General features: G+C 71.0%; 18 protein-coding genes, 1 tRNA gene and 1 pseudogene. 12 read left to right on the forward strand and 8 right to left on the reverse strand.

What is annotated here, in order from left to right; translation table 11 throughout:
• The first annotated feature begins 85 nt into the window (after window positions 1-85).
• From JK359_RS09060 to JK359_RS09080, 5 genes are all read left to right on the forward strand, one after another.
• The gene (locus tag JK359_RS09060; protein WP_201833740.1) at window positions 86-556 is read left to right on the forward strand and encodes an FtsB family cell division protein; all 471 of its coding nucleotides are present in this window, start codon (window positions 86-88) and stop codon (window positions 554-556) included.
• Window positions 557-585: 29 nt separating this feature from the next.
• Entirely contained in the window at window positions 586-1,122 is a 537-nt protein-coding gene (locus JK359_RS09065) for a DUF501 domain-containing protein (RefSeq protein WP_201833741.1), read from the forward strand.
• Entirely contained in the window at window positions 1,119-2,060 is a 942-nt protein-coding gene (locus JK359_RS09070) for a Ppx/GppA phosphatase family protein (protein ID WP_201833743.1), read from the forward strand. The genes JK359_RS09065 and JK359_RS09070 overlap by 4 nt, the downstream gene beginning before the upstream one ends.
• Window positions 2,061-2,505: 445 nt before the next feature.
• Window positions 2,506-3,888, forward strand: coding sequence for an NAD(P)/FAD-dependent oxidoreductase (locus JK359_RS09075; RefSeq protein WP_201833745.1), 1,383 nt, complete (start codon window positions 2,506-2,508; stop codon window positions 3,886-3,888).
• A 215-nt stretch (window positions 3,889-4,103) separates the two neighbouring features.
• The gene (locus tag JK359_RS09080; protein ID WP_201833748.1) at window positions 4,104-4,874 is read left to right on the forward strand and encodes a hypothetical protein; all 771 of its coding nucleotides are present in this window, start codon (window positions 4,104-4,106) and stop codon (window positions 4,872-4,874) included.
• A gap of 53 nt (window positions 4,875-4,927) precedes the next feature.
• Here the strand turns inward: JK359_RS09080 and JK359_RS09085 are convergent, their stop codons facing one another.
• Window positions 4,928-5,788: a hypothetical protein gene (locus tag JK359_RS09085; protein ID WP_201833750.1), complete on the reverse strand. Its 861-nt coding sequence runs from the start codon at window positions 5,786-5,788 to the stop codon at window positions 4,928-4,930.
• A 287-nt stretch (window positions 5,789-6,075) separates the two neighbouring features.
• On the opposite strand from JK359_RS09085, the gene JK359_RS09090 reads away from it, so the two are divergent.
• Window positions 6,076-7,368, forward strand: a complete 1,293-nt coding sequence (locus tag JK359_RS09090; protein WP_201833752.1) for an SAM-dependent methyltransferase — start codon at window positions 6,076-6,078, stop codon at window positions 7,366-7,368.
• Between the two features lie 55 nt (window positions 7,369-7,423).
• On the opposite strand, the gene JK359_RS09095 is transcribed toward JK359_RS09090, so the two are convergent.
• On the reverse strand, window positions 7,424-9,952 hold the full coding sequence (locus JK359_RS09095) for an ABC transporter permease (protein ID WP_201833754.1): 2,529 nt from the start codon (window positions 9,950-9,952) through the stop codon (window positions 7,424-7,426).
• Window positions 9,952-10,779, reverse strand: a complete 828-nt coding sequence (locus JK359_RS09100; RefSeq protein ID WP_372445371.1) for an ABC transporter ATP-binding protein — start codon at window positions 10,777-10,779, stop codon at window positions 9,952-9,954. The genes JK359_RS09095 and JK359_RS09100 overlap by 1 nt, the downstream gene beginning before the upstream one ends.
• Before the next feature lie 380 nt (window positions 10,780-11,159).
• Here JK359_RS09100 and JK359_RS09105 point away from each other — a divergent pair.
• The 3 genes and pseudogenes from JK359_RS09105 (at window position 11,160) to JK359_RS09115 (ending at window position 12,960) form a co-directional block, all read left to right on the forward strand.
• A tRNA-Leu gene (locus JK359_RS09105) sits at window positions 11,160-11,243 on the forward strand.
• A 233-nt stretch (window positions 11,244-11,476) separates the two neighbouring features.
• Window positions 11,477-11,948 (forward strand): annotated as a pseudogene (locus tag JK359_RS09110) (FAD-dependent monooxygenase); the annotation flags it as partial.
• Window positions 11,949-12,099: 151 nt separating this feature from the next.
• Window positions 12,100-12,960: a Bax inhibitor-1/YccA family protein gene (locus JK359_RS09115; RefSeq protein ID WP_201833756.1), complete on the forward strand. Its 861-nt coding sequence runs from the start codon at window positions 12,100-12,102 to the stop codon at window positions 12,958-12,960.
• 80 nt (window positions 12,961-13,040) lie between these two features.
• On the opposite strand, the gene JK359_RS09120 is transcribed toward JK359_RS09115, so the two are convergent.
• Window positions 13,041-13,271: a DUF4287 domain-containing protein gene (locus JK359_RS09120; RefSeq protein WP_201833758.1), complete on the reverse strand. Its 231-nt coding sequence runs from the start codon at window positions 13,269-13,271 to the stop codon at window positions 13,041-13,043.
• Between the two features lie 99 nt (window positions 13,272-13,370).
• On the opposite strand from JK359_RS09120, the gene JK359_RS09125 reads away from it, so the two are divergent.
• A complete protein-coding gene (locus JK359_RS09125; protein WP_201833760.1) occupies window positions 13,371-13,682 on the forward strand; it encodes a hypothetical protein in 312 nt (103 codons plus the stop codon).
• A gap of 13 nt (window positions 13,683-13,695) precedes the next feature.
• On the opposite strand, the gene JK359_RS09130 is transcribed toward JK359_RS09125, so the two are convergent.
• The 3 genes from JK359_RS09130 to JK359_RS09140 form a co-directional block, all read right to left on the reverse strand.
• Entirely contained in the window at window positions 13,696-14,508 is an 813-nt protein-coding gene (locus JK359_RS09130; protein WP_201833993.1) for a hypothetical protein, read from the reverse strand.
• A 292-nt stretch (window positions 14,509-14,800) separates the two neighbouring features.
• Window positions 14,801-16,021, reverse strand: coding sequence for an acetyl-CoA C-acetyltransferase (locus tag JK359_RS09135; RefSeq protein ID WP_201833762.1), 1,221 nt, complete (start codon window positions 16,019-16,021; stop codon window positions 14,801-14,803).
• 257 nt (window positions 16,022-16,278) lie between these two features.
• Entirely contained in the window at window positions 16,279-17,298 is a 1,020-nt protein-coding gene (locus tag JK359_RS09140; RefSeq protein WP_201833764.1) for an SGNH/GDSL hydrolase family protein, read from the reverse strand.
• A gap of 159 nt (window positions 17,299-17,457) precedes the next feature.
• Between JK359_RS09140 and JK359_RS09145 the strand changes: the two genes are divergently transcribed.
• Window positions 17,458-18,849: a cystathionine beta-synthase gene (locus JK359_RS09145; protein WP_201833766.1), complete on the forward strand. Its 1,392-nt coding sequence runs from the start codon at window positions 17,458-17,460 to the stop codon at window positions 18,847-18,849.
• Window positions 18,850-19,337: 488 nt separating this feature from the next.
• On the opposite strand, the gene JK359_RS09150 is transcribed toward JK359_RS09145, so the two are convergent.
• Window positions 19,338-19,769 (reverse strand): hypothetical protein, encoded by a 432-nt coding sequence (locus JK359_RS09150; protein ID WP_201833768.1) that lies wholly within the window; start codon window positions 19,767-19,769, stop codon window positions 19,338-19,340.
• Between the two features lie 237 nt (window positions 19,770-20,006).
• Between JK359_RS09150 and JK359_RS09155 the strand changes: the two genes are divergently transcribed.
• Window positions 20,007-20,159: a hypothetical protein gene (locus JK359_RS09155; protein WP_201833770.1), complete on the forward strand. Its 153-nt coding sequence runs from the start codon at window positions 20,007-20,009 to the stop codon at window positions 20,157-20,159.
• Window positions 20,160-20,163: the final 4 nt, after the last annotated feature.

The raw sequence follows: 20,163 nt of genomic DNA on the forward strand, positions 1-20,163 counted from the left end.
CCGTGCTGTGCTTTCCCGGGGGGCGCCCCCCGGACCCCCGGCCGGCGGGACGGCTGACCGGAACTGCGAGGCGAGGTGGGATGCCGTGAGCGGCCGGGACCGTTTCTCCACCGCGACCAGGCTGCGGCTGCTCGGCGAGCAGACGGCGGCCCGGGTCTACCGTTCCCAGACCAGACGGCAGGCCCGCCGCTCCCGGCTCACCGGCCGGGCGGCGCTGCTCGCGCTGGTGCTGTGCTCGCTCGTGGTGGCCCTCGCCTATCCCATGCGGCAGTACGTGTCCCAGCGCGCGGAGATCGCCGACGTCCAGCGCCGGCAGAAGCAGGCCCGCGAACGCGTCGAACAGCTGCGTGACCTCAAGGCGCGCTGGCAGGACGACGCCTACGCCGAGCAGCAGATCCGCCGCCGGCTGCACTACGTCAAGCCCGGCGAGACGGGGTACGTCGTCGTCGACCCGGGCGCGGCCAAGCAGGCCCGCGCCGATGTCAGGGCCGCCCACCGGCCCTGGTACGCGAACGTCTGGGACGGCGTCGACAAGTCCGACGCCTCCGACCAGTGAACCCAGAGAAAGCCACCCTGAAAGCAGTCATGGAAACCCCTCCGCCGCACACTCCGCGCACCGAGCCCACCGACGCGGACGTCGAGGCCTTCAAGCAACAGCTGGGCCGCCCGCCGCGGGGCCTGAGGGCCATCGCGCACCGCTGCCCGTGCGGTCAGCCGGATGTCGTGGAGACGGCACCGCGCCTGCCCGACGGCACGCCCTTCCCGACGCTGTACTACCTGACGTGCCCGAAGGCGTCCTCGGCCATCGGCACGCTGGAGGCGAACGGCGTGATGAAGGAGATGACCGAGCGGCTGCAGAGCGACCCCGAACTGGCCGCCGCCTACCGGGCCGCGCACGAGGACTACGTCCGGCGCCGGGACGAGATCGAGGTCCTGCAGGGCTTCCCGAGCGCGGGCGGCATGCCGGACCGGGTGAAGTGCCTGCACGTGCTGGTCGCCCACTCCCTGGCCGCCGGACCGGGCGTGAACCCGCTCGGCGACGAGGCCCTGGCGATGCTGCCGGAGTGGTGGCGCAAGGGCGCCTGCGTGACGCTCGACGACAGCGAGGGGGAGGAGCAGTGACCCGGGTCGCCGCCATCGACTGCGGTACCAACTCCATCCGTCTGCTGGTCGCCGACGCCGACCCGGACACCGGCGAACTCACCGATCTGGACCGGCGGATGACGATCGTGCGGCTCGGCCAGGGCGTCGACCGGACCGGCCGGCTCGCCCCCGAGGCGCTGGAGCGCACCTTCGCCGCCTGCCGTGAGTACGCGGAGATCATCAAGAGGCACGGCGCCGAGCGGCTCCGCTTCGTGGCCACCTCCGCCTCCCGCGACGCGGAGAACCGGGACGACTTCGTCCGGGGCGTCCTGGACATCCTCGGCGTCGAGCCGGAGGTCATCACCGGCGACCAGGAGGCCGAGTTCTCCTTCACCGGCGCCACCAGGGAGCTGACCGGCCGGGACGACCTCACCGGGCCCTACCTGGTGGTGGACATCGGCGGCGGCTCCACCGAGTTCGTCGTCGGCGACGACCACGTGCGCGCGGCGCGGTCCGTGGACGTCGGCTGCGTGCGGATGACCGAGCGGCACCTGGTGCACGACGGCACGGTGAGCGACCCGCCCACCGAGGAGCAGATCGCCGCCATACGGGCCGACGTCGAGGCCGCCCTGGACCTCGCCGAGCAGACGGTCCCGCTGCGGGAGGCGCACACCCTGGTGGGCCTGGCCGGGTCCGTCACCACGGTCTCCGCGATCGCCCAGGAGCTGCCCGAGTACGACTCCGCGCGCATCCACCACTCGGTGATCTCGCACGACCGCGTCCGCGAGATCACCGACTGGCTGCTGCGCTCCACGCACGCCGAGCGGGCGGCGGTGCCCTCCATGCACCCGGGCCGGGTCGACGTCATCGGCGCGGGCGCCCTCGTGCTGCTGGCGATCATGGAGCGGATCGGCGCCGAGGAGGTCGTGGTGAGCGAGCACGACATCCTCGACGGCATCGCGTGGTCGGTGGCGTAGCTCTCTTTGGTTACTCATCGGTAGCCATCTGCTGAGCAGGTTGGATAACGTCTGAGCGTGCTTCGAGGGCCCCTTGAGGGGCCCTCGTTCGCGAGCGGGTGGAAAAGTTCGTGAAGTTCTTCACAAGGAATTGCCCCGCGAGGGCACTCTGAAGGGGACCGGTTGGCCCTTCCCGGGGCCCAAGGGCCGTTTGAACATGTTCAGATGGGGAGTGCAAAGGGCCCCTGAAGCGGGGTGTTCCGGGGGTGTCACGGCGCCCTCACCGACGCCCCGCCGACCCGGAGAGGCAGCTCACGCGGCCTTGACAACGGGTCGTACCGCCTCGGGGTTCCGTCCCGGTTCCATGACCTGCGTCACGCGGGCCGCGGAGTTTAACACAGGCCCTGCCGGAGCTTGTGAAGGGGCGCACGAGCAGCCCCCCTGCGGCAGGTGGATACTCGATGGCATGAGCACCACGGAGCGTCCCAGGATCCTCGTAGTAGGCGGTGGGTACGTAGGCCTGTACGCAGCTCGGCGCATTCTCAAGAAGATGCGCTACGGCGAGGCGACCGTCACGGTCGTCGACCCCCGGTCGTACATGACCTACCAGCCCTTCCTCCCCGAAGCCGCCGCCGGCAGCATCTCCCCTCGCCACGTCGTCGTCCCGCTGCGACGCGTGCTGCCGAAGGCGGAGGTTCTCACCGGTCGGGTCACCACCATCGACCAGGACCGCAAGGTCGCCACGATCGCCCCGCTGGTCGGCGAGGCGTACGAGCTGCCCTTCGACTACCTGGTCATCGCCATGGGCGCGGTCTCCCGCACCTTCCCGATCCCCGGCCTCGCCGAGCAGGGCATCGGCATGAAGGGCATCGAGGAGTCCATCGGCCTGCGCAACCACGTCCTGGAGCAGCTGGACAAGGCCGACTCCACGACCGACGAGGAGATCCGCCGCAGGGCGCTCACCTTCGTCTTCATCGGCGGTGGCTTCGCGGGTGCGGAGACCATCGGCGAGGTCGAGGACATGGCCCGTGACGCGGCGAAGTACTACAAGAACGTGTCCCGCGAGGACATGCGCTTCGTCCTCGTCGACGCCGCCGACAAGATCCTCCCCGAGGTCGGCCCGAAGCTCGGCCAGTACGGCAAGGAGCACCTGGAGAGCCGGGGCGTGGAGATCTACCTCTCCACCTCCATGGACTCCTGCGTCGACGGCCACGTCGTGCTGAAGAACGGCCTCGAGGTCGACTCCAACACCATCGTGTGGACCGCCGGCGTCAAGCCGAACCCGGCCCTCGCCCGCTTCGGCCTGCCGCTCGGCCCCCGCGGTCACGTCGACTGCGAGCCGACCCTCCAGGTCAAGGGCACGGACTACATCTGGGCCGCCGGCGACAACGCCCAGGTCCCGGACCTCGTCGGCCGCAAGGCGGGCAACGAGAACGCCTGGTGCCCGCCGAACGCCCAGCACGCGCTGCGCCAGGCCAAGGTCCTCGGCGACAACGTCATCTCCGGCATGCGGGGCTTCCCGCAGAAGGAGTACGAGCACGCCAACAAGGGTGCGGTCGCCGGTCTCGGCCTGCACAAGGGCGTGGCGATGATCGTCATGGGCAAGATGAAGATCAAGCTCAAGGGCCGCCTCGCCTGGTACATGCACCGTGGCTACCACGGCATGGCGATGCCGACCTGGAACCGCAAGATCCGCGTCTTCGCCGACTGGACCCTCGCCATGTTCCTCAAGCGCGAGGTCGTCTCCCTCGGCGCCATGGAGAACCCGCGCGACGAGTTCTACGAGGCCGCCAAGCCGGCGCCGGTCGCCGCCGCGCCGAAGACCGAGGAGAAGGCCAAGGCCTCCTGACCCGAGTCGCCTCAGCACAGCCCGAAGGGGCCGCCTGCCATCCGTGGTGCGGGCGGCCCCTTCGGCGTGTGCGGGCGCCCGGCCGGACGGATCGTGGGCGGTCCCCGTGCGGACGGATCCCGGCCGGGCGCCCGAGCAGACGGATTTCGCCGTCGTGAGGGTGATCTCCGTGCCCGCCGCCATGGCGGTGCGACGCCGGGTGGTAGACGACGCACGTGAGCATCCCACCGCCACCCGGCCAGCCGTCCGGTCCGCCGTCCGGCCCGCTCGGACCGCCCACCGTCGTCTCGCCGTCCCCCCGGCGCCCCTGGTGGCGCAGGCCCGGCGTGCTCATCGGCGCGGCAGCGGCGGCGGTCGTGGCGGCGGTGGTGGTCGCGCTGGTGCTGACGCGGCGCGGCGGGGAGAGCACCCCGGCCGTCGACACGGCCTCCCAGGCCCGTGAGGTCGCCAAGCGGGTGGCGCTGACGCCCCCGGACTGGGGGACCGACTACGTCCGCAGCAGCCCGTACGAGGACGACGACAAGTCGGTGCTGTTCGCCGACGCCGACTGCCAGCTGGTACGTCAGCCGGGCGTCAACATGCTGGCCTACCTGGACCGCACCGTCCACACCCCGGAGAAGTCGGTGTACGCCACCTCCACGGTCATCGTCTACCGCAACGACGGCTCCGCCCAGGCCGACGCCGCCCGGTTCCAGTCGGACGCGCAACGGTGCGAGAAGGAGACCAAGGCGAACAGCAAAGTGCAGTGGGAGGACATCCGGCAGACCGACATCACGTCGGTGAAGGGCTTCGACGACACGGTGTCCGCCGAGGAGGGGCACACGGTCACCAGTACGACCGGGCAGAAGGCGGACAGCTACTACACGACCGTCATGGGCCGCAAAGGACAGTTCGTGCTGCTGGCGTCCGTGCAGCGCAAGTCGTCCGCGGGGCAGAACCGGGAGGACGCGCTGAACGCCCTCTCCCTCATGCTGAGCCGCCTGTAGACAGCGGTCGGGCCCGGTCCACCGCGTGGACCGGGCCCCGGATCGCTCCTGGGTCAGGTGGCCTGCTCGCCGTAGGCCGGGGCCGCGTCGGCGGACTGGCTGTCGCCGGACTGGCCGTCGGCGGACTGGCTGTCGCCGGCCTGGCTGTCGCCGGACTGGGTGTCGCCGCTCCCGGTCGTGGAGCCGCCCGGCACCTGGATGCTCTCCATGAGCTGATCGAAGTCGGCCTGCATGGCGTCCGTCTGGTCCTCCGTGCCGAACAGCGCGATCATGAGCAGGTGACCGTCGACGGTGGCGTACAGGACGTGACCGTAGGTCCCGTCGTCCGCCGTCAGGTCCGCCTCGAGCTGGGCGCCGTCGTTCGTGCGGGTCTGATTGACGTTGCTGGTGCTGAACTGCTGGTCGGCGGACTGGGCGTTCTCGTTCAGGAGCTGCAGGTGCTGCTGGAGCATCTCCTCGGGATCGAGGTCGTCGCCGTCGTAGACCGCGAAGCCGATGCTCCCGTAGTCGGTCTCCACCCAGTGGTCGCGGCCGTCGAGCTGGTCGACCTGCGTCTCGGCCTGCCCGGGCAGGTCCATCGAGATGCCGCTCTCCTCATCGGTGGCCGTGGTCCACTGCGCCGTGGAGCCCACGGAGTCGGTGCCCGAGGTGTCCGTGTTGCTGGTGTTGCTGCTGTTGCTGGTGCTGGTATCAGCGCCGCCGGGGTCGATGCCGTTGGAGTCGGCGCCGCCGTCGTCGCCGCCGGCATCGGCGCCACCGGTGTCGGCGCCGTTGGGGTCTATCGCGGAGGCGGCCGCGGCGGCCGCGGCGGGCGGGGCCGGCGGGGCGGCGAAGGCGGCCGTGGGAAGCAGCGCGCCTCCGGTGATCACGGTGGTCGAGGCGGCGAGCAGGGCCAGGCGCTGGAGACGGGTCATGGTGATGCACATCCTGAGAAGTAGGAAGTAGGGGGTGTGGGCGAGTGCCTTGCATCCATTAGGGCCCGGCCCAGGTATCAGGTCATGCCAGGAGATTTCGGGACTTGACCGGCGGCAGTGCCTCGCGCACACTGCGCCGGTTCCGGCGGGTCCCTCGTTCGGGTGGGGTGCCGGCTGCGTGTCGGGCGGGCCGCGTGGCGGGGAATGACGTCGGTGTGCGCGATCGTTTTCCCGCAAGCACGGAAGCAGACGGTTCGGGCCGATCTACCTTCACGGAGGTGTGCGCCATGGCCGACGCCGCGTCGCGGCTGAGGAGTCTTGCCGAGCAGATGCTGGGAGCCCCGCTCACGCTACGGGTGCGGGCCTGGGACGGTTCGACGGCCGGGCCGCCGGGCGCGCCGGCGCTCGTCGTGCACAACCGCCGGGCCCTGCGCCGCATGCTGTTCAAGCCGGGCGAGCTGGGCCTCGCCCGCGCCTGGGTCTCCGGCGACCTGGGCATCGAGGGGGACCTGTACACCGCGCTCGACGCGATGGCGGGCCTCGTCTGGGAGCGCGGCGAGGACGGCCGGGGCCTCGCCGAGGCCCTGCGCGACCCGAAGGTCCGGGCCGCCGCGGTGGACCTGCTGAAACTGGCGGGCCCGCCGATCCCGCCCGCCCCGCCGCGCGAGGAGGTCCGCCGACCGCGCCGGCGCCTGCACACCCGGCACACCGACAGGCGCGCCATCAGCCACCACTACGACGTCGGCAACGACTTCTACGAGATCGTCCTCGGCCCCTCCATGGTGTACTCCTGCGCCTACTGGGAGGAGGGCGGCACCCTGGAGTCCGCGCAGCGCGACAAGCTCGAACTCGTCTGCGTCAAACTGGGCCTGAGGGAGGGTCAGCGGCTGCTGGACGTCGGCTGCGGCTGGGGCTCCCTGGCCATCCACGCGGCCCGCGAGCACGGGGTGGGCGTCGTCGGCGTCACGCTGTCGCAGGAGCAGGCGGCGTACACCCGCAAGCGGGTCGCCGAGGAGGGCCTGACCGACCGGGTGGAGATCAGGGTCCAGGACTACCGGGACGTCACGGACGGTCCCTTCGACGCGGTCTCCTCCATCGGCATGGCCGAGCACGTCGGTGCCGAGCGGTACCTGGAGTACGCCCGTCAGCTGCACGCCCTGCTCAAGCCCGGCGGCCGGCTGCTCAACCACCAGATCGCCCGCCGCCCGCACCGGGACGAGTCGGAATACCGGGTGGACGAGTTCATCGACGCCTACGTCTTCCCCGACGGCGAGCTGGCCCCCCTCGGCACCACCGTCACCCAGCTGGAGCGGGCCGGTTTCGAGGTCCGGGACGTGGAGTCGATCCGCGAGCACTACGCCCGCACCCTGCGCCGCTGGGTCACGAACCTGGAGGCCGACTGGGACCGGGCGGTCCGGCTCACCAGCCCGGGCCGTGCCCGCGTCTGGCAGCTGTACATGGCCGCCTCCGCGCTCGCCTTCGAACGCAACCGCATCGGCGTGAACCAGGTCCTGGCCGTCCGCACCCCCGAGTCCGGCACGTCCGGGCTCCCGCTGCGCGCCCGCACCTGGCACGGCTGACACGGCGAGGGCCCCGCCCTGCACCAGGCAGAGCGGGGCCCTTCGCGGCGCGGCGCTACTCGGCCTTGATGGCCGACAGCATGTTCAGCCGGGCCGCGCGGCGGGCCGGCCACAGGGCGGCCAGGACGCCGACGGTGCCAGCCAGCAGCAGGAAGACCGTCATCCGGCCCCAGGGCAGGACCAGTTCGTAGGTCGGCATCTTCGTGCCGAGCAGCTCGCCGGCCGCCCAGCCGAAGAACACGCCCAGGCCGATGCCGAGCACCCCGCCGAACAGCGAGATCACCAGCGACTCCAGGCGGACCATCCGCTTGACCGCCCTGCGGTCCAGGCCGATCGCCCGGAGCATGCCGATCTCCTGCGCCCGCTCGAAGACGGACATGGCCAGCGTGTTGATGACACCGAGCACGGCGACGATCACCGCCATGCCGAGCAGGCCGTAGACCATGTTCAGCACCTGCGTGAACATCTTCCCGATCTCGTCGGAGACGTCCTGCTTGTCCTGGATCTTGATCGCGGGGTTGGTGCCGAGCGCCTTCTCCAGCGTGTGCTTGGCCGTCTCGGACGCGCCGTCCGCGGTCTTGACCATGACCTGCATGTCGGCGGGGTCGGACAGGTGCGGGGTGAGGACCTTGTCGTCGAGGATGATCCCGTTGAGCATGTCGTTGCCCTCGTACACCCCGGCGACCGTCAGCCGCTGCGCCTTGCCGTCCTCGAAGTGCGCGGTGAACTGCGAGCCGGCCTTCCAGCCGTGCTCCTCGGCCCGGTCCTCGTCCACGACGATCCGCGTGCCGTCCACCGTGAAGGAGCCGTCGGTCACCTTGAGGTCGGTCAGCTCGCCGATCGCGGAGCCGTCGACGCCGGTCAGGAACTCGGTGTCGCCGTCGATGCGGGACTCGCCGTTGCGCAGCGGGCTGCTGAGCGTGACCCCGTCGGCGGACGCGACCTTCCGCGCCACATCGGGGGAGAGCGGGCCGCGGTTGGCCATCGAGACGACGTAGTCCGCGCGGATCGCCGCGCTGGCCATCTTGTCGATGGACATCTGCAGGCTGGCCGCCATCACGGTCATGCCGGTGATCAGGGTCAGGCCGATCATCAGCGCCGAGGCGGTGGCCGCCGTACGGCGCGGGTTGCGCAGCGAGTTCTGGCGGGCCAGCTTGCCCGACACACCGAAGACGCGCAGCACCGGGGAGGCGGCGGCGATCAGCGGGCGGGACAGCAGCGGGGTCAGGACGAACACACCGACGATGAGCAGGACCGCGCCGATGCCCATCAGACCCTGGCCGGTGTCGGCGTTCATCCTCGTGGCCGCGAGGATCACCGTGATGCCGGCCGCCGTGAGCAGGGCGCCGAGCGTGTTGCGCAGGACCAGGGACCTGGTGGTGGCCTTGGCGTGGACGCTGCTCATCGCGGCCACCGGCGGGATCTTCGCGGCCCGGCGGCCGGGCAGCCAGGCGGCCAGCATGGTGATGACGATGCCCACGGCCAGGGCGGTCGCCACCGTGCCGGGGCTGATCACGAGCGGCCCGCCGGGCAGGGTCGCGCCGAAGGAGCTGAGCAGGGAGCGCAGGCCCGCACCGATGCCGATGCCGGCGGCCAGACCGGTGACGCCGGCGACCGTGCCGACCGCGAACGCCTCGATGAGCACCGAGCGGGTGACCTGGCGGCGGGAGGCGCCGACCGCACGCAGCAGGGCGAGTTCCCTGGTGCGCTGGGCGACCAGCATGGTGAAGGTGTTGGCGATGATGAAGGTGCCGACGAAGAGCGCGATGCCGGCGAAGACCAGCAGGCCCTGCTTCAGGCCGCTCATCGACGCGGAGATCATCCTCGCCTGGTCGTCGGCGAGCTGCTTGCCGGTGGTGGTCTCGACGAGCTTCGCGGGCAGGGCCTTGTCGAGCGCGGCCTTGAGCGTGCTCTGGCCGGTGCCGGCCTCGGCCTGCACGTCGATCTCGTCGTACGTGCCCTTCTTGCCGAACAGGGCCTGCGCGGTGGGCGTGTCGAACAGGGTGAGGCTGCCGCCCGCGGCGACGTTGCCGTCGTCGGTGGTGAAGATGCCGCTGACGGTCGGCGTGAGGACCGGGCCGTCGACGGAGAGGCGCACGGTGTCGCCGACCCGGTAGCCGGCGCGCTTCGCGGTCCCGGAGTCGATCAGCACCTCGCCCTTGCCGCGCGGTGCGTGGCCGCTGACCAGCGGGTAGCGGGGGTCCTTGGTGCCCCAGTAGTTGCCGCCGGCGGACTGCCAGTCGCCGCCGACGAGCTTGCCGTCCTTGTCGGCGACGGCGGTGAAGCCGGAGAGGACACCGGTGGCGGAGGCGGCCCCGGGGACCCGGGCGGCCTTGTCGAGCAGGGCCTGGGTCAGCTCGGGGGTCTTGCCGACCTCGTTCCCCTCGGAGTCCTGGTACTCGGGCCGTACGGCGACGTCGACCCGTTCGAAGCCCTTGGCGGAACTCTTCTGGAGGGCGTCGGAGACGGTGTTGGTGAAGACCAGGGTGCCGGAGACGAACGCCACGCCGAGCATGACGGCGAGCACGGTCATCAGGAGCCGGGCCTTGTGCGCGAGGACGTTACGCAGGGCTGTGCGGAACATCAGCTGGTACGACCCTTCGCGTCGAACCCGGGGGTCTGGGGGTTGCCCCCGGGGAAACTGCGCATGAGGTCGAGCACGGAGTCGGCGGTGGGGTCGTACATCTCGTCGACGATCCGGCCGTCGGCGAGGAAGATCACCCGGTCCGCGTAGGCGGCGGCCACCGGGTCGTGGGTCACCATGACCACCGTCTGGCCCAGCTCGCGCACGGAGTTGCGCAGGAAGCCGAGGACCTCGGCGCCGGAGCGCGAGTCCAGGTTGCCGGTCGGTTCGTCGCCGAAGATGATCTCGGGCTTGGAGGCGAGGGCACGGGCGACGGCCACGCGCTGCTGCTGGCCGCCGGAGAGCTGGGAGGGCCGGTGGCTCAGCCGCTCGGACAGCCCGACCATCCGGATGACGTGGTCCACCCACGTCCTGTCGGCCTTCCGGCCCGCGATGTCCATCGGGAGGGTGATGTTCTCCAGCGCGGTCAGCGTCGGCAGCAGGTTGAACGCCTGGAAGATGAAGCCGATCTTGTCCCGGCGCAACCGGGTGAGCTGCCTGTCCTTGAGGGAGCCCAGCTCGGTGTCGCCGATGCGCACCGACCCGGAGGAGAAGGTGTCCAGCCCGGCCACGCAGTGCATCAGAGTGGACTTGCCGGAGCCGGACGGCCCCATGATCGCGGTGAACTCGGCCTGCCGGAAGTCGACCGAGACCCGGTCCAGGGCGACCACCCGGGTCTCGCCCTGCCCGTAGATCTTCGACAACTCCGTGGCGCGTGCGGCCACGGCGGTGGTCCGGCCGGCCGGGGGCACTCCCGGACGAAGTTCGGGGGAGGGTGTGGTGGTCACGGGGCGGTGCTCCTGTCGGGACGACGTGTCTTCGGGGGACTGCTCCATCGTCTCGGCGCGGGGCGCGCGTGTAGTCAGTCGCTGCTCCGGTTCCGGGGGCCGACTCGGGTCGGACGGACGGCCGTCATGTCATACCTGGGGTGGACGGGCGACCCTGAGTCGAGAACAGGTGGAACGCCCTCGTTCAGACGGTGAAATTCCGTCATTTCGCGGACGCGCGCACACGTGTCACGTCACGCTGATGGCAAGTGCGGATGGCGTGTTCCGTGGGCTGATGCACCCTCAGACGTCAATAAAATAAGACAACATCAGTCCGCCGTTCCGCTGTTCGGGGGATGGGTCCCGATAGGCTCGGATCCTCGAAGCGGAGCCCATGGCCTGCCCGGATGGTGGAATGCAGACACGGCGAGCTTAAACCTCGCTGCCCCTTCGCGGGCGTGCCGGTTCAAGTCCGGCTCCGGGCACCTCTTCGTCTCTGACGCCCCCTCGGCTCCGCCGTGCGACCGTCGACAGCGGGTCCGTGCGGTCGGAGACTCGCGCGCAGCTCGTGGTGAAGGAAACTTCACCGCGAGAACAGCGGCACCATCGCCGGGAGCCGCGTGCCACCGCCGCGGAGCCAGGGGAGGGGGCCGCCGATGCGGACCACCGCCGGGGTCGTCGGAGCCGGGCCGGCCGGCTGCTCGCCCGGCTGCTGCCCATCGCCCTCCAGCTGAAGGAGGGCGGGCCGCTGCTGTTCGGGGTGCGGGCGCTGGCCGTGGAGGGAGCCGAGAGCGACCGCCCGCGCATCACCTTCCGGCACCAGGGGCGTACGGACCTGCTGGAGTGCGACTACGTCGTGGGCTGCGACGGCTTCCGGGGCATGACCCGAACGGCCTTCCCGGCCGCGTCCTCGCGCGTGTTCGAGCGGTCGTACCCGTACGACCGGCGACGGCTGGCGGCTGGAGCGCGGGCCGGTCACCCAGAAGTCGGTCACGCCGAGGCGTTCCTTCGTGCACGAGCCGATGCGGCACCGCGCCCCGGACGCCACCCCCTTCGATGCCCGCCTCCAGCGGGCCCGGCTGGAACGCATCGCCTCCTCGCGCGCGGCCGGGACCGGCCTGGCGGAGGCGCACACCGGGTTTCCTCCGGGTGAGGACCAGGTCTCGACCCTGTACCGGCTTCGTCAGTGAAGGCGTTCCTCCGTGGCCGGGAATGAGTGCTGCGCGTAGCGTGTTGCGCAGCACGGCAGGGGAAAGATCCTCCTCAAGTAGCATGGTCGATCCTTTGCCAATCCATTACCCTTGAGGCCAAGGCTGCGCACGGCAGCCATGGAGGAGTGAAATGAGGAGCAGCAACCCGGTCTTCTCGCGACGGGGGTTCAGCCGCGACAACGGCTACGCCGGCTTCAACACCGCACCGCAGGCCGGGTACGCACAGGGCAACCCCTACGCGCAGAATCCGTACGCCCAGAACCCGTACGCGCAGGGCGACCTGCAGTACGGCGCACCGCCCCAGGCCCCGGCCACCACCGACCGGATGACCATGGACGACGTCGTCGTCCGTTCGGCCCTCACGCTCGGCACCGTCGCCGTCGGCGCCGTCCTCGCCTGGGCGTTGCTGCCGGTCTCGGGTACCAGCTACGGCCTGGCGGTCGGCTCCGCGCTGATCGCGTTCGTCCTCGCGATGGTCCAGAGCTTCAAGCGGACCCCGTCGCCCGCGCTGATCCTCGGGTACGCGGCCTTCGAGGGCGTCTTCCTCGGCGTCTTCAGCGAGATGTTCAACGCCAGGTGGAGCGGCGCCCCGTTCCAGGCGGTGCTCGGCACCATGGCGGTCTCGGGCGCGACCCTGCTGGTCTACAAGGCCGGCTGGATCCGCGTCACCGCCCGCTACGCCCGCATCGGTCTCGCCATCGCGATGGCCTTCCTCGTCGTCACGGCGGTCAACCTGCTGCTGGTCGTCTTCGGCGTCGCCGAGAACGGCGGACTGCGCAGCTTCGGCCCGCTCGGCGCGATCGTCGGTATCTTCGCGATCCTGCTCGGCGCGTTCTTCCTGACCCTCGACTTCAAGCAGATCGAGGACGGCATCGCCTACGGCGCCCCGCGCAACGAGTCCTGGCTCGCCGCGTTCGGCCTCACCATGACCCTGGTGTGGATCTACGTGGAGATGCTGCGGCTGGTGGCGATCTTCAGCAGCAACGACTAGCACGACGCCTGATCGCACGAAGGGTCCCGGATGCGTTCCGGGGCCCTTCGTCGTCTTCTTCGCCGGGTGCTGCACACCGGCTAGAGCAGCTTGCGGGCCGCCCTGCGCAGGTCGTACTCGTGCACGAGCGCCTTGGCGTGGCCGTACGCCAGGTCGTACTCGTGCCGGAGCCAGCTGACCTTCTCCTCGAAGCGGAAGAGGGCGGGACCGTCCTCGACGGTGCGCAGCCAGTCGGAGACTTCACGACCGGTGCACTGCGGAATGCGGGCGAGCAGATTGCGGTGGGTCTCCTCGGAGAAGACGTGGGACATCGGCGCCTCCGAACGCAAAGGGGATGTAAGCCGGTCCTTCACGTCACCGTGCCTGAGCGTTCGCGTATTGGCAACAGTGCGGCACGTTACGCTCGGCGCGTGGTTGATACGACGCCCTTGACCCGAGCAGTGGATCACTTCGCCGACCGGTTGCGGGCCGCTCCGCAGAGCCGGCTCCAACGAGGCGCTGCCGCGGAGGCCTTGGCCGTGGCGCGGGAACTCTCCCGGCGGGCCCAGCTGATGGAGGAACCCGCGGGCGAGCCCCGGGAGATGCCGGACGCGGGGATGTTCGCCGCGGCCGACCAGATCCTCGTGGCCGCGCACGACCTCGCCGTGGTGCTGCAGAGCGACGATCAGGTCGCCGAGGCCGTGCGGTTGGTGGAGGAGGCGCGGGCGCGGGCGGGGGTGTGAGGCGGGCGCCGCGCTACAGGGACGCGATGACCCGGTCGGCCAGGATGTAGACCATGTCGTCGCCGCAGGCGAAGGTCAGGGTGTACGCGCCGGAGACACCCGAACCGCCCAGCAGGTACGCGGTCTCACCGGACTCCAGGGCCGCGGCAAGGCGTTCCGCCGTCTCGCGGTGGCCCGGGGTCATGCACAGGGTGGTGCCGTCGGCGAAGACGTAGACGTCGAGCGTGCCGAGCGGACCCGGGCGGACGTCGGAGAGTGCCACGCGCTCGGCGGTCAGCTGCTCCAGGGCGTCGACCGTACGCTCGTGGTCGTTCACGGCCGGGGACTGCACCGGGACGAAGTCGGGGTGCGAGGGATGCCGGCGGCGGGCCGCGGCCAGCTCCGGCGACTCCGTGGGGGCGCTGCCCTGGACGAAGTCCTTCGCGGAGAACTCCTCGGCCTCGGCGGCCGGCTCGGACACCGGCTCCAGCGGCTCCAGACCCACGAAGTCGGTCTGCCGGGGCAGGAACAGATCGGCCTCCGGCAGGCCCAGCAGGGTCGGTGCGTCGGAGGCGTCACGGGCCTCCTGCGCGGCCCAGAAGGCACGGGCCTCGGCCAGCTCCCGCTCCCGCTCCTCGGCGAGCGCCTCGGCCACGGCCGCACGTATCTGCTCGGCGTCCGCGTGGGTGCGGGCGTGGGGCAGCAGGGCGCGCGTGGTCGCCGCCTGGTTCTCGCCGAGCTGGCGCTGCAACTCGGTGAGCTGGCGGCGCAGCTTGAGGACGGTGCGCAGGACGGCGACGCCCACGGCGCCCGTGGCAGCCGTGGTGAGCAGCAGGGCGATCGGCATGGCGCTCACTGACATACTCCCGGTTCAAAGTCGACCCCCGACTTCCTACATCAGCTTGAAGGGCGGACTAACCAGCTGTCAGTGCGTAACGTCACGAAACGGACAGGACTTTGTCCTTGCGCTTTCGTGTCGCACCGTGCTGACCTGGGCTGACCTGCGCCGATGTGTCCGGCGAGCGAGATAGGTCACATCCTGGGGGAGATTGGATCACGGAAAGGCCCAGAACCTTGGATTCCCCTCGGTTCCGGGCCTTCGTGCGACGTACCGTGTGTGGCTCGCTACGGACGGTGGCTCAGCTGAGGCGCTCGATGACCATCGCCATGCCCTGGCCGCCGCCGACGCACATGGTCTCCAGGCCGAACTGCTTGTCGTGCCACTGCAGGGAGTTGATCAGCGTGCCGGTGATGCGGGCGCCGGTCATGCCGAAGGGGTGGCCGACGGCGATGGCGCCGCCGTTGACGTTCAGCTTGTCGATGTCGATGCCGAGGTCCCGGTAGGAGGGGATCACCTGGGCGGCGAAGGCCTCGTTGATCTCGACCAGGTCGATGTCGTCGATGGTCAGACCCGCGCGCCGCAGCGCCTGCCTGCTCGCCTCGACCGGGCCGAGACCCATGATCTCGGGGGAGAGCCCGGAGACGCCGGTGGACACGATCCGGGCGAGCGGGGTGAGGCCCAGCTCGCGGGCCTTGGTGTCGGACATGATGACGAGTGCGGCGGCGCCGTCGTTGAGCGGGCAGCAGTTGCCGGCGGTGACGAGACCGTCGGGGCGGAAGACCGGCTTGAGGCCCTGGACGCCCTCCAGGGTGACGCCGGCGCGCGGGCCGTCGTCCTTGCTGACCACCGTGCCGTCGGGGAGGGTCACCGGGGTGATCTCGCGCTCCCAGAAGCCGTTCTTGATGGCTTCCTCGGCGAGGTTCTGGGAGCGGACGCCGAACTCGTCCATCGCCTGGCGGGTGACGCCCTTCCAGCGGGCCAGGTTCTCGGCGGTCTGGCCCATCGCGATGTACGCGTCCGGGACCAGGCCGTCCTCACGCGGGTCGTGCCACGTGGTGCCCTCCTGCTGGGCGACGGCGGCGGTGCGGGCCTCGGCCTCGGCGAAGAGGGGGTTGTGCGTGTCCGGGAGACCGTCGGAGCTGCCCTTGCTGAAACGGGAGACCGTCTCGACGCCGGCCGAGATGAAGACGTCGCCCTCGCCGGCCTTGATGGCGTGCAGGGCCATGCGGGAGGTCTGCAGGGAGGAGGAGCAGTACCGGGTGACCGTGCAGCCCGGCAGGTGGTCCATTCCCATCTGCACGGCGACGATCCGGCCGAGGTTGTGGCCCTGCTCGCCGCCGGGGAGGCCGCAGCCGAGCATCAGGTCGTCGATGTCCTTGGGGTCCAGCTCGGGGACCTTGGCGAGTGCGGCCTGGACGATCGTGGCGGTCAGGTCGTCGGGGCGCAGGTCCTTGAGGGAACCCTTGCCGGCGCGTCCGATGGGGGAGCGGGCGGTCGAGACGATGACGGCTTCGGGCATCACGGCTCCAGTGGCGGAAGTTTTCGGGCAGGGCACGACGGAAGTTACCCGGCCGTAGTGGAGAGGTCACCGGTGTCGGGGTGTGACACTGACCGCAATTGTCTAAGCGCTTGCTTGGCCCGCGCCGGCCGGCTCACCCACCTCCGACCCGGTAGGCCGAAAAGCCCGGTCCGAAACCACGGCCTCTCGCAGGCGCGCGCGTCCTCCGCCCCCTCTCCCGTCTCTCGTCCGGGGGCGGCGGGCGGCCGGTGGGGTCGTCAGAGGGCGGGGGTTGCCGGTTCCGCTTCCGGGACCCGGCGGCGGCGCCGGCGTTTCAGCAGGGCCCACGGTCCCCGCGGCCCCGTCGGCATCGCCGCCGTGACCTCCGTGCCCGCCTCGGACGCGGCCTCCGCGGCAGCCCGCGCCACCGGCAGGAAACCCTCGCGCCGTGACACGTCCGGCCGTTCCTCCTCCGCCGGCCACAGGCCCAGCGCCGCGCACACCGTGGGCAGCACGGCCATGGCCGCCGTGGCGTACCCCTCCGCCGAGGGGTGGTAGTTGTCCGGGCCGAACAGCTCCCGCGGATTCGCCTCGAACTCCGGCCCCAGCAGGTCGCCCAGCGACACCGTGCGCCCGCCCTGCTCCACCACCCCGATCGTCTGCGCCGCCGCCAGCTGCCGCGAGGCCCGCCGGGCCAGCCAGCGCAGCGGCTGCTGCACCGGCTCGATGGTGCCGAGGTCGGGACACGTGCCGACCACCACCTCGGCACCGGCCGTGCGCAACCGCCGTACCGCCGCGGACAGATGCCGTACGGAGCGCGTCGGCGGCATCCGGTGCGTCACGTCGTTCGCGCCGATCATGATCACGCACACGTCGGGCACGGGGGCCGCCCCGGACAGCACCAGGGCCACCTGGCGGTCCAGGTCGTCGGACTGGGCCCCGGGCAGCGCCACGTTCCGCAGCTCCACCGGCCGTTCCGCCACCGCGGCCAGCCCCGACGCCAGCAGGGCGCCCGGTGTCTGGCCCGCCCGGTGCACGCCCTGCCCCGCGGCCGTGGAGTCGCCGAGCATGGTCAGGCGCAGGGGCGGCTCCCCGGGGATGTCGTACGCGTGGCCGTACACCCCGTCGGCCATCGGCACCCGGCCGCCGCTGCCGTTGCCCACGTGGCGCCTCGCCAGCCGTACCTCCGCCAGCAGCAGACCCACGGCGGCGGCGCCGACCAGCCCGGCCCCGCCACCCCCGTACGCCGCTCCGGCCGCGATGCGCCGGGCCACTCTCGCCCTCGACATGCTCGTCATGCGTCGCCGCCACCTCCTCGTAGCCGTACACCCACTCATTGCCCCGTACAGCCCGTGCGTCAATCTCAACGGGGAGTGAACGGCCACGCCGGTCGCACGGGTGGCCTTAGGCTGGCGGCACCACTACGAACACACCTTTTGCAGCGACCGGAGACAACGGTGCAATTCCACGACTCGATGATCAGCCTCGTCGGCAACACCCCGCTGGTGAGGCTCAACAGCGTGACCAAGGGCATCCAGGCCACCGTCCTGGCCAAGGTCGAGTACTTCAACCCGGGCGGCTCCGTCAAGGACCGCATCGCCCTGCGCATGATCGAGGCCGCCGAGGAGAGCGGCGCGCTGAAGCCGGGCGGCACGATCGTCGAGCCGACCAGTGGGAACACCGGTGTGGGTCTGGCCATCGTCGCCCAGCAGAAGGGCTACAAGTGCATCTTCGTCTGCCCTGACAAGGTGAGCACGGACAAGATCAACGTGCTGCGGGCGTACGGCGCTGAGGTCGTGGTCTGCCCGACCGCCGTGGATCCGGAGCACCCGGACTCCTACTACAACGTCTCCGACCGGCTCGTCCGCGAGACCCCCGGCGCCTGGAAGCCCGACCAGTACTCCAACCCCAACAACCCGCTCTCGCACTATCACTCGACCGGCCCCGAGCTGTGGGAGCAGACCGAGGGGAAGATCACCCACTTCGTGGCGGGCGTCGGCACCGGCGGAACCATCTCCGGCACCGGCCGCTACCTGAAGGACGCCAGCAAGGGCCAGGTCAAGGTCATCGGCGCCGACCCCGAGGGCTCGGTGTACTCCGGCGGTTCCGGGCGGCCGTACCTGATCGAGGGCGTCGGCGAGGACTTCTGGCCGACCGCCTACGACCGCACCGTGGCGGACGAGATCGTGGCCGTCTCCGACAAGGACGCCTTCCAGATGACCCGCCGGCTGGCCAAGGAGGAGGGCCTGCTGGTGGGCGGCTCCTGCGGCATGGCCGTCGTCGCCGCCCTGGAGGTCGCCGAACGGCTCGGCCCGGACGACGTCGTGGTGGTCCTGCTGCCGGACAGCGGCCGCGGCTACCTCAGCAAGATCTTCAACGACGAGTGGATGGCCGACTACGGCTTCCTCGAGGACGAGGGCCCCAGCGCCCGCGTCGGTGACGTCCTCGAGGACAAGGCGGGCGGCTCCATCCCGTCCCTGGTGCACATGCACCCCGAGGAGACCGTCGGCCAGGCCATCGAGGTGCTGCGCGAGTACGGCGTCTCGCAGATGCCCGTCGTCAAGCCGGGCGCCGGTCACCCGGACGTCATGGCCGCCGAGGTCGTCGGGTCCGTGGTGGAACGCGAGCTGCTGGACGCCCTGTTCAGCAAGCGCGCCTCGCTGGAGGACCCGCTGGAGAAGCACATGTGCGCCCCGCTGCCCCAGGTCGGCTCCGGCGAGCCCGTCGGCGACCTGATGCAGGTGCTGGGCACCGCCGACGCGGCGATCGTCCTGGTCGAGGGCAAGCCGACCGGTGTGGTCAGCCGGCAGGACCTGCTGGCCTTCCTGGCCAAGGGCGGCAACAAGTAGCGAACGCCGGGTGAACCGCCCGTGACCGCAGCGAACTTGAGGTGGGACGGGGTTCGCGGAAGTGGTACGAGCGTGTCACGTGCGCGCAGCACCCGCTTAACACGGGTCCGGCAGATTGGTGGGTGTCGGCAGGGCGATGGAGGCACCTCCCGGGCGTCACGCACGCAGGGAGGCTCCCCGCCCAGGCCGGCCCCGATCGGCGCCAAGGACCTCCGGAGCGGCTCCCGGACCTCCATGGACGCCACGGACGCGCCAGCCCGGCCCTGACCCGGCCCGCGTCCCTCGCGGGGACCGCCGTCGTCCCGCCCCCCGGTCTCCGGGGGTGCGGCGGTCCCCGCGCATTCTTCCCCGCCGGTACGGGCGCCCACGAACGCCGCACGACCGCCCGAGGGGTGGCGAGAACCTGTCCGGCCGGCACGGCCGTCCTGTCGGCCGCGGAGGGCCGGGCGGTCGTCGCGGCGCTCGGGCCGGTCGTCGTGGTGGTCGCGTCAGCCGTCGGAGGTGGGCCGGTCACGGCCGCGGCGGCCGGCGAGCAGCTCCGGGTTGAGCCTGATCGCCTGCATCGCGTTGACGCCGACGATGCCGAGCCAGGTGACCACCATCCCGGACAGTCCGGTGAGGGCCGCGGCGATCGAGGACAGCGGGATCGCCAGCACCAGCGTGATCAGGGCGAAGCCGTAGCGCTCGGCCCAGGAGTCGGCCGGCTTCGGCTGCCGGGACCCGCGCACGGCCGCCATCTGCTGCTCGGCCAGCCGGCGCCGCACCCCGCGGTCCACCGCGTCGTCGATCCGCCGCTCGACCTTCTCCAGGAAGGAGTCCACGAGGGCGGAGTCGTAGTCCTCGCCCAGCTCCCTGCGGGCCCGCACCGTGGCGTCCAGGTCCTTCCCGAGGTCGGCGTCACGTGGATCGAGTGTGTTCATGCCGGTCAGCCTAGAAAGTACCCGGCCCCGGTGCACTGGGGCTAACCCCCCGGTCAGAGCCCTGGACCCCGCGAGCGGCGCAGGAGCCGCGCACCGCCGTGGCCTTCCCCCGAGACGGTCCTCTCCTGAGGCCGGCGGCCTGAGGTAACGCACAGGTATCCAGACGGAACAGAAACGGACCAAGCCTGCTCGAAGATCGCTCGTGTCTGAGAAGATCTTGCGGATTGAGGGGGAATCATGCGCAGTAAGCTGGCAGGCCTGATCGGTATTGTCGCTCTGGCCATTGCTTTCGGTACCGGAGTGGCGGTGCACAACCTCGGGGCCGACGGGCCCGGGAAGGGTGTGCACACGCTGGCCACCAATGAAGGGCCGGGTTTCAGCCACGTATAACGGT

Origin of the sequence: Streptomyces actinomycinicus, from assembly GCF_016741775.1 — a bacterium.
Taxonomy (GTDB): Bacteria; Actinomycetota; Actinomycetes; order Streptomycetales; family Streptomycetaceae; genus Streptomyces; species Streptomyces actinomycinicus.

Bases quoted from the DNA above. Each gene is read 5' to 3' on its own strand.
- JK359_RS09065 (WP_201833741.1), top strand. From the start codon at position 586: ATGGAAACCCCTCCGCCGCACACTCCGCGCACCGAGCCCACCGACGCG.
- JK359_RS09075 (WP_201833745.1), top strand. From the start codon at position 2,506: ATGAGCACCACGGAGCGTCCCAGGATCCTCGTAGTAGGCGGTGGGTAC.
- JK359_RS09085 (WP_201833750.1), bottom strand. From the start codon at position 5,788: ATGACCCGTCTCCAGCGCCTGGCCCTGCTCGCCGCCTCGACCACCGTG.
- JK359_RS09090 (WP_201833752.1), top strand. From the start codon at position 6,076: ATGGCCGACGCCGCGTCGCGGCTGAGGAGTCTTGCCGAGCAGATGCTG.
- JK359_RS09095 (WP_201833754.1), bottom strand. From the start codon at position 9,952: ATGTTCCGCACAGCCCTGCGTAACGTCCTCGCGCACAAGGCCCGGCTC.
- JK359_RS09115 (WP_201833756.1), top strand. From the start codon at position 12,100: ATGAGGAGCAGCAACCCGGTCTTCTCGCGACGGGGGTTCAGCCGCGAC.
- JK359_RS09120 (WP_201833758.1), bottom strand. From the start codon at position 13,271: ATGTCCCACGTCTTCTCCGAGGAGACCCACCGCAATCTGCTCGCCCGC.
- JK359_RS09130 (WP_201833993.1), bottom strand. From the start codon at position 14,508: ATGCCGATCGCCCTGCTGCTCACCACGGCTGCCACGGGCGCCGTGGGC.
- JK359_RS09135 (WP_201833762.1), bottom strand. From the start codon at position 16,021: ATGCCCGAAGCCGTCATCGTCTCGACCGCCCGCTCCCCCATCGGACGC.
- JK359_RS09140 (WP_201833764.1), bottom strand. From the start codon at position 17,298: ATGACGAGCATGTCGAGGGCGAGAGTGGCCCGGCGCATCGCGGCCGGA.
- JK359_RS09150 (WP_201833768.1), bottom strand. From the start codon at position 19,769: ATGAACACACTCGATCCACGTGACGCCGACCTCGGGAAGGACCTGGAC.
- JK359_RS09155 (WP_201833770.1), top strand. From the start codon at position 20,007: ATGCGCAGTAAGCTGGCAGGCCTGATCGGTATTGTCGCTCTGGCCATT.